Origin of the sequence: Thermomonas sp. (assembly GCF_023953935.1) — a bacterium.
Lineage (GTDB): Bacteria > Pseudomonadota > Gammaproteobacteria > Xanthomonadales > Xanthomonadaceae > Thermomonas.
In genome coordinates, this window is sequence record NZ_JAMLIW010000006.1 from 200,421 (window position 1) to 208,289 (window position 7,869).

The window sequence follows — 7,869 nt, forward strand, 5'->3', positions numbered from 1 at the left end:
CTGGCGGACGTCAGGCGTTCGTCAGCAGCCCGCGCACGCGCGCCAGTTCCGCCTTGTCGCCGCCCGTGGCTTCCATCGCCTGCTCGGTGAGGCCGTCCAGCAGGTGCCGCGCTTCGTCGCGCTGCCCCTGTTCGATCAATGCTTCCGCCAGCGACAGGCGAAAACTCTGTGCCGCAGCATTGCTTTCGCCGAATTGCCGGCGCAGGTCGCGTTCGACGTCACGCAGCAAGGTGATGGCGGTACGCCGGTCGCCGCAGTTGTATTCCATCAGACCCAGGTTGCCGGTTTCGATCAACGCGGCCTGCTTGCCATTACCGTAGCGTGCGGCCATGCGCCGGGCCACGTCGCGCTGGATCGGCAGGGCGGCGGTGCAATTGCCGGCGCTGTCCTGGATGCTGGCGATGGTGGATCGCAGCGTCAGCGTCTGGTAGTTGTCTGCGCCATAGATGCGTTCCGCAGTGGTGGCGGCTGCCTGTGCCAGCGGCAGTGCTTCGTCGTACTTGCCTTGGTTGCGCAGTGCGCGCGCCAAGTTCATCTGCACGGTGGCGACACGGTTGCCACCGATCTGCTTCGCGTCCAGCAGCGGATCGGCCAGAATCGCCCGCATCAGCGCTATCGCCTCGTCGGTTTTGCCGGAACGACGCAAGGCATCCGCCAGATTTTCGCGGATCACGATGGCACGCTGCGTATCCGTCGGGAACAGCATGCGCTGCAGGGTGTCCGCGCGCACCCAAGCCGGTAATGCCTGCCGGATCTGCAGTTGCTGCTGATGGAAGATGCCGCGTGCGAACGCCGCATCCAGTGCCAGTTCATCGTTGCCCTGCAGGCGTGCGCCGGCCCTGGCGTCGGTTTCGGCAAGCAGCCTGCCCGCTTCCCTGAAATCGGTGTTGCGGCTGGCGTAGACCAGTGTGCGTACCAGCGCGTAGGCAGTGCGCAGCGTCAGCGTATTGTCCGCGCCGAAGGCGGAGGTGAAATCGCGCAAGGCCGCGCGCAGTTCCTCCACGCCACGCTCGCCTTGGCCCAACGTGCGCCACGACTGCCCCAACGCCGCGTGGATGCTGCCGCTGATCTCCGGTTGGCTGCCAAACTTGCCGTCGACGCCCCGCGAGGCCGCATCCAGCATGTCCCTGATGGTGGGGTCGCGTTCGAACGCACTGCCACCGGGGCTGACCGCGCCGATCAGATCGTTGCTGAGGAATTCCACGACCGCGCGAGCCCGCGCTGCCTGCTTTTCGGCGATGTCGCGTTGCTGTTCGGCGATGCGGTGTTGCTGCTCGCTATGCCACCAGAAGTACAGGCTGCCACCCAGCCCGAGCAGCAGCGCGGCGAACGCCGCAATTGCCCACGGATGCCGCGCGCGGCTGCGTTCCAGCGCGCTGCGCAATGCGGAAGCGGCGCGTTCGTCCGCTTCGCGCTGCGCAAGTTCGGCGCGGCGCTGCGGCAGGCGACGCAGGCGCTCGGCCAGTTCGGCGGCGCTGGCGATGCGGCGGGTGGGGTCGGCGTCGGTGGCGTGGGCGATGTCCTCGCGCAGCAGCGGGTCGTCGATGTCGCGCTCCCAGCCCGGCGTCAGTGGTTTGCGCAGGTCGCCGGCCAGCCATTGATAGAGCAGCATGCCCAGTGCGTAGACGTCGCTGCGCACGGTGGCCGGTTGCCCGGCCAGCAGTTCCGGGGCCAGGTACAGCGGCGTGCCGGAACTGGTGTCGCCACCCACCTGGGTCAGGGTCATGCCCAGCGCGGTGATGCCCAGTTCGGCCAGCCGCTCGGGCTGCAACAGACGGCTGCTGCCGAAATCGGTCAGTCGCGTCTGCCAGCCATCGCTGCGCGCGGCGACCAGCACATTGGCCGGTTTCAAGTCCTTGTGCAGGATGCCCACCGCATGTGCGGCGGCGACGGTTTCAACGATCGGCGTGAAGAATGCGAGCCGCTGCGCGGTGTCCAGCGCGGCCAGCCGTTCGTCCTGTGCCGCCCATTCCGTCAGCGACTGCCCGCCGTATTCGCATTCCAGGAAGAACGGCGATGTGGCGAAGTTCCAGTCCAGAAGGCGGACGATGTCCTCGCGCTCGCCCAGAGTTTCGCGCAGCACTCGCAACAGGGTCGCTTCGCGCTTGATCGACGTCAGGTGTTCGCCGTCCAGCGCGAACTTGAACACGCGCGTGTCGCGGCTGCGCGGGTGCCGAGCCAGCCACACCTCGCTGCCGAGCGTGCGCCCCAGTTGTCGTTCCAGCACGAACTGCGCCCGACCCGGCACCGGCTCGCCGGCAGCGAGTGCCAGCGGGCTGGAAGGTGCGGCCCCCACTGCCATGCGTTCTACCGGCCCGTCGAAGCGGTAGCCGATACGGGGCACGGTGGCGATGCGGTCTTCCTCGCCCGTGCCCAGTGCCTTGCGCAGCTTGCCCACGGCGGTGGAGAGGACGTTGTCCACCGTGACCCGCCCGGCCCAGACGGTATCGAACAGCTCGTCCTTCGTGACCACTTCGCCGGCATGCCGCAACAGCAGCGACAGCACTTCCAGTGGTTTGTGCTCCATCTCCATCGGCAGCCCGGCCACGCGCAACTCGCGGCGAGCCTCGTCGAACTCGACCTCGCCGAAGCGCCAGCGATAGAGGGCGTGTCCCGGATGTGGAGCGGGGGGCGACGTCATGCCTGAATACTGGCAAACAGCGGCACTTGTGGCAAATCTGCAGGGCGCTTGAAGGTTTCTTGAAGGTTCCGTGAGGACACAGTGTGGCCGTGCGATCAGCATTGCCCTTGTCTGGGCGGCTGTCGATGTGCGGTACACGAGCCGGATCGGGCATTCGCTGGGCGGATGCTTGCGGCGGCGATGAAGCGCTTTTCGGGTTCCCGGGTGATTGCAGGAGGACACGATGAAGAACGGGGTTTCGTACTGGCGGATGGTCTGGCCCGAAAGCGGCCCGCTGCTCGCCGGCGTGGGCGGCATCATCGGGCTGTTGAGCGATGTCGGCAGCTTCGTGGGCGACATCTCCGCGCCGTGGGTGTGGGCACCCGTGGTCCTGGGCCTGCTGCTGGCCGTGCTGCTGTTCGCGCCGTGCCGGAACCGGGTGGTGGCGGGTCTGCCGGAACAGCAGGACGCCGCGTACGACTGCCGTATCTGCAACGTGTTTCGGGTCGGGCTGTTCGCCTGCCTGGTCTGCGCGATGCTGGCGCTGGCCGGGCAGGGCGCCACCGCCACCGAGAAGATCGGCACCCAGCTGGGCCTGATCCAGCGTGGGGTCGAAGACGTGAAGCGCGACACCGCCGTGATCCGCGAAGACACCGGTGCGGTCCGGGAGGCGTTGTCGGGTAGCGAATTGGTGAGGGATCCGAGTACCGCAGAGGAGCGGTTCCACAACGCCTGGGTGCTGAACATGCAGCGGGGCGACAATGCCGGCGCGTGGGAACAGCTGCAGGCGCTGTATCGCGAGCATGCGCCCAACAAGCTGGACGCCGCCGAGCTGTACCGGAATGTCGGCAAGGCGTTCCTCGGGCGCGACGAACTGCTGGCGAACATGGTCGAGATCGGTCGCCAGAAACGCGATGCGGCGATGCTGGTCATCGCCGCCCGCAACGAAGCCGATCCCGATGCCGCGCAGGCATTGCGCGACGAGGCGCGCGCCATCGATCCCGATCTGCCCTTCGCGTACTGGGACGTCGGCGACTTTGCCAGGCAGTTCGGCGGTGCGGGCGCCAACGGCGACGCCGGGAAGCAGCTGGCACATTACCGCGCCGTGGTGGCGGGCCACGAGAAGTTCCTGGAAGTCGCCGCGCGTGGGCCGGTGGCCCGCTATTTCTACCGTCCCCAGTACCAGGCCGATTACGACGACCTGGCGCGCAGCCAGCTCCAGAGTGCACGCAGCATGGTCGAGTCCTCGGAAAAGATGGCCGGCTATCTGCGTGCGAGCCGCGGCCAGACCTACGAAGACGCGACGCGGCGCATGCGGGCCATGGGCCAGGGCGGCAAATCGCAATGAATGCCGTGTCCCATCGGCTACGGCGGTTTTTCCGCTGCCTTCAACGATGTCTCGAATGCCTCATCCGGCACGGCGGCCACTACCCCGATGGCACCCCGTGCAGCACATGTCCACGCGCGCATCAACCTGATCCAGTCAATCACCCAAACCCAAGGAGAGTCCCAATGAATCGTCTGAAACTTGCACTTGTCGCCTTGCTGGTCACGCTCCTGAGTGCATGCGGCGATGGCATGACCGGTACCTATACGGGCGGTTTGGCGGAAGACCAGGTCCTGACCTTTCACGGCAACGGCAAAGCCACGCAAGAGACTGCCGGCATGGAGGTGCAGCTGGAGTACGAGGTGGATGGCGACAGGATCAAGCTGCGCAACCCGGATCAGCCCGGCACCACGCTCGTGTTGACGCGCAAGGATGCCGACACCCTGACGGGCGGGCCGATGGGCGTGCTGGAATTCAAGCGCAAGCAGTGATGTGCAGCGTCGCCCACAGCAAGAGCCGAGGAGTAAATCGATGAAGACCAAAACGAGTACAGGAGTGGGGATTCTGATGCTGGCTGCGATGCAGGCCAGTGCGCAATCGTCGACCGCCGCGCTGCCAACGGCCGCGCTGAAGGCATGGCAGACGCATGCCCGCTCCTATTGTGCCGAGGTCGAGGAACGGTACGTGGGCGCACGGTTCGCCCCATTGCCGGCCAATGGCATCAGCGGTGATGCGCTGCCGGCCGGTGCGGGGCGTTATCTGGCTGCCGACTTCAACGGCGACAGCAAGCCGGACTATGTCTTCGCCACGCCCAATGGCGGTTGCGCCGGCCATAACGAGGGGCGCAATGGCCCGGAACTCATCATCGAGTTCGTACTGTCGACGGGTGACGGCTACGTCCCGGACGCGCAGCAAGCAGAGGATGGTGTCTCGTTCACCGTGGCCAGGCCATTCCTCAGCCCGGCCTGGCTGCAGCGCCGTGGCAATGTCGATGTGCTGCGTTACGAAACCGGCAGCGTCGGCGCCGGCCGCTGCGGGCCATTGGCAACCGAAGTGGTCTTGGGCTGGAATGGCCGCAATGTCGACGTACTGGAGCAGTACAACGCCAGGCGACAGTTGGTGGACGCGGAAGGTTGCGCAGTGAGGCCGGCCAGGGCCGCTGCGGGCGCACGGGGGAAGCCGGCTGCCGCAGCGATTCCCGCGAGCATCCCCCTGGCTGTCGGCTATTACGCCTACGTGGAAGGCACGTTCTCGACCTGTGCCAAGCCGGTAGTCGATCCGTGGTACTTCGACGGCAAGCGCTTCTGGGAGAAATCGGATTTCACCGATCCACGGCATGAATTCAGTGCCGAAGCCCTGCGCTGGGAGATGGTGTCCGGCAACCGTTTCCGCATCACCTATCGCAGTCGCGACGAAGATGGCAACTGGGAGCGGACGCCGTCGGTCAATGAATACGTGATCACCGGACCGGATGCGTTCACCTATGTCGGCGTCGTGGGGCAGCGCATGGGCAGCAGCGAGAAACATCAGCGCTGCCCGAACCTTCCCGCCAGCATGCGGTTCTTCCGGCCCAAGAGGTAGGTACTGGGTGCACCAACAGGCATCTTGGGCTCCCGCCCAAGCAACATCCATCAGTGATGAAGGGGAACAGGATGGTATCGGGACTTGCGAAACGACGGTTGCCCATGTTCTGGGTGCTGAGGAACAAGGTGGAAGCGCCGCGCGTCTGGAAGATTAGCGGCTTGCTCGTGGGCGTGTGCCTCCTGCTGTCCACCGTGCTGCTGTTCCCGGGCAACGCATGGGCTCAGTCCGAGCCGAACACGGACTCACCGGCGTGGTTGGCCGCCTTCCCTTCGCCGGACAAGGTGCGTGCCGATGTGGTCGCGAGTGCAGATGATGCAGAGCCGGAAGAGATCGAAGGGCGCGTTGCAGGGCGTCTGGAGACGTTGGCGAATGCCTTGTACAACTCGTGGGCGAGCGGCCATTCGAACCCCGAGACCGGTCTGCCGGTGCCTGGTATCGAATGGGCGCCGGCGGAGGCGAAGCGGATTCACGACGCATATCAGGCCGCGTACAACGCAATTGACTTGCACGCTCGCGACATGTACCCGAAGTGCGGATTTTTCAGGAGACTCCTGCAGCTCACCGGCATCGCGAATGCGTGCAAACGTCTCGCCTACAAGTTGGCCAGGGAGGAGAGTGACGGCACATTCACGAACAACGAACAGGCGGCGGCGCAAATCGCGACGCAATATTTCCCGCCGGAGATGCAGGAGTTGTTCATCGAGGCAAGCGGGGGGAGCGGGCGGTACATGTCACGGCATCAGGTCAACGTCGCGAAGGCGAACAGGGATGCCGAACGTGCCGGCGAACGATCCACTGCGCGATGGGCGAGTGCCCGGAATGGCATGGAGGGGCGCTGGGTCCCCGGCGGCGCGTTGGTGCTGATCGGGATTGGCTGGCTGCTCATTTTTCTGGACGCACGGCCCCGAAAGGCGCCGGATCCGCAGAAGAGCAACAAGATTTCGGATATTGCAGATCTGGCGATCTTCGACAAACGGGGGCAAATTGTCGGGACACACGAACGGACCAGCCTGCACACCACGACGACGTCGAGCACCAGCGGTGGCAGCGGCTACATCCATCCGACCTACGGCGGGCATGTGTCCGCACCGAGCACGACGACAACCACATCCACCACCTCAAGGCACCACCAAACCTTCTTCATCCGCAAGGAGGATGGCGTCGAGTTGGAGGTGGAATTCATCGACCTCGATTTTCCCGTCCGCGATGGCGCCCACGTCGCCATCGTTTACGCAGGTGACCGATGGTCGAATCGCGGCTATCCGGTTGCGGCCGTCAATCTCGATACCGGTCGCTGGGAGATGGCCGGCAGCCGGGTTGACTGGATTGTCATGGGCAAGCCGACGGCGCAGCTCTGGATGTGGATCATGCTGGTGCTGCTTGCACGTGTCGCGATGGCGTTTGTCGCGGGCACGTCGTTCATGGTGGGGATTGTGCTCGGACTGGCGATCGCGATTTTCCTCGCGTGGCGCTGGTGGCGTAAAAGAGCCTTGGCGGAGCTGAAAACGACGGTTGTCTCCCGTATCCGTGCGCATGCCCAGTCGCTCGTGAAGTCGCGCTGATCCGTGCGGGATGCGTGACGCGGTCATGCGCGCGACAATATGCGCATGACCGCGCTCACCCCTGAAATTCTGTCCACCTTCGATACGTTATTCGCCGAGGCACTCGCTGCCGGCGAGCCGGACCGCACCGCGATGACGGTGGCCACCGTCGCCATGGATGGGCGGCCGTCGGCGCGGATCGTGTTGCTTAAGGCGCACGATGCGCGCGGGTTCGTGTTCTATACCCATCTTGATGGGCGCAAGGGGCGCGAGCTGCAGGCCCATCCGCAGGCGGCGCTGCTGTTCCACTGGCCGCGGGTGCGCGATGGCGTGCAGGTGCGGATCGAGGGCGATGTCGAGTTCGTCACGGACGCCGAGGCGGATGCCTATTTCGCCAGCCGGCCGCGCGGCAGCCAGATCGGGGCGTGGGCGTCGCAGCAGTCGGAAACGCTGGCGTCTCACGCGACCTTTGAGGCGAAGCTCGCGCAATTCGAAGCCGAGTTTGCAGGCCGCGAGGTACCTCGGCCGCCGCGCTGGTCGGGGTTCCGGGTGCGGCCGCGCGCGGTCGAGTTCTGGTTCGGCGCGCAGTACCGCTTGCACGAGCGCTGGCTGTACGAATGCAGCGCAGATGGCGAGTGGTCGAAGCGGATGCTGTATCCCTAGCGCCTGCGGACCTTGTGGGAGTGCGCCCTGCACGCGATGGATGTGCCTTGAGGCTCCAGTCGTGCGCAGGGCCAGATTACGAAGCGTCGCGGGTTGCCCGCTGGGGTTCGCCGCTCAAAACTCCGCTCCAGCTT

General features: G+C 65.5%; 6 protein-coding genes. 5 read left to right on the forward strand and 1 reads right to left on the reverse strand.

What is annotated here, in order from left to right:
• Positions 1 to 10: 10 nt before the first annotated feature.
• The gene (locus M9902_RS08855) at positions 11 to 2,641 is read right to left on the reverse strand and encodes a winged helix-turn-helix domain-containing protein (protein WP_297222329.1); all 2,631 of its coding nucleotides are present in this window, start codon (positions 2,639 to 2,641) and stop codon (positions 11 to 13) included.
• 223 nt (positions 2,642 to 2,864) lie between these two features.
• On the opposite strand from M9902_RS08855, the gene M9902_RS08860 reads away from it, so the two are divergent.
• The 5 genes from M9902_RS08860 to pdxH all read left to right on the forward strand — a co-directional run bounded on the left by M9902_RS08860 (position 2,865) and on the right by pdxH (position 7,735).
• Entirely contained in the window at positions 2,865 to 3,968 is a 1,104-nt protein-coding gene (locus tag M9902_RS08860) for a hypothetical protein (RefSeq protein WP_297222331.1), read from the forward strand.
• 164 nt (positions 3,969 to 4,132) lie between these two features.
• Positions 4,133 to 4,438, forward strand: a complete 306-nt coding sequence (locus tag M9902_RS08865; protein ID WP_297222333.1) for a hypothetical protein — start codon at positions 4,133 to 4,135, stop codon at positions 4,436 to 4,438.
• Positions 4,439 to 4,478: 40 nt separating this feature from the next.
• Positions 4,479 to 5,528: a hypothetical protein gene (locus M9902_RS08870; RefSeq protein WP_297222338.1), complete on the forward strand. Its 1,050-nt coding sequence runs from the start codon at positions 4,479 to 4,481 to the stop codon at positions 5,526 to 5,528.
• A gap of 104 nt (positions 5,529 to 5,632) precedes the next feature.
• Entirely contained in the window at positions 5,633 to 7,093 is a 1,461-nt protein-coding gene (locus M9902_RS08875) for a hypothetical protein (protein WP_297222339.1), read from the forward strand.
• Between the two features lie 39 nt (positions 7,094 to 7,132).
• Positions 7,133 to 7,735: a pyridoxamine 5'-phosphate oxidase gene (pdxH, locus tag M9902_RS08880; protein WP_297222341.1), complete on the forward strand. Its 603-nt coding sequence runs from the start codon at positions 7,133 to 7,135 to the stop codon at positions 7,733 to 7,735.
• The last annotated feature ends 134 nt before the right edge of the window (positions 7,736 to 7,869 follow it).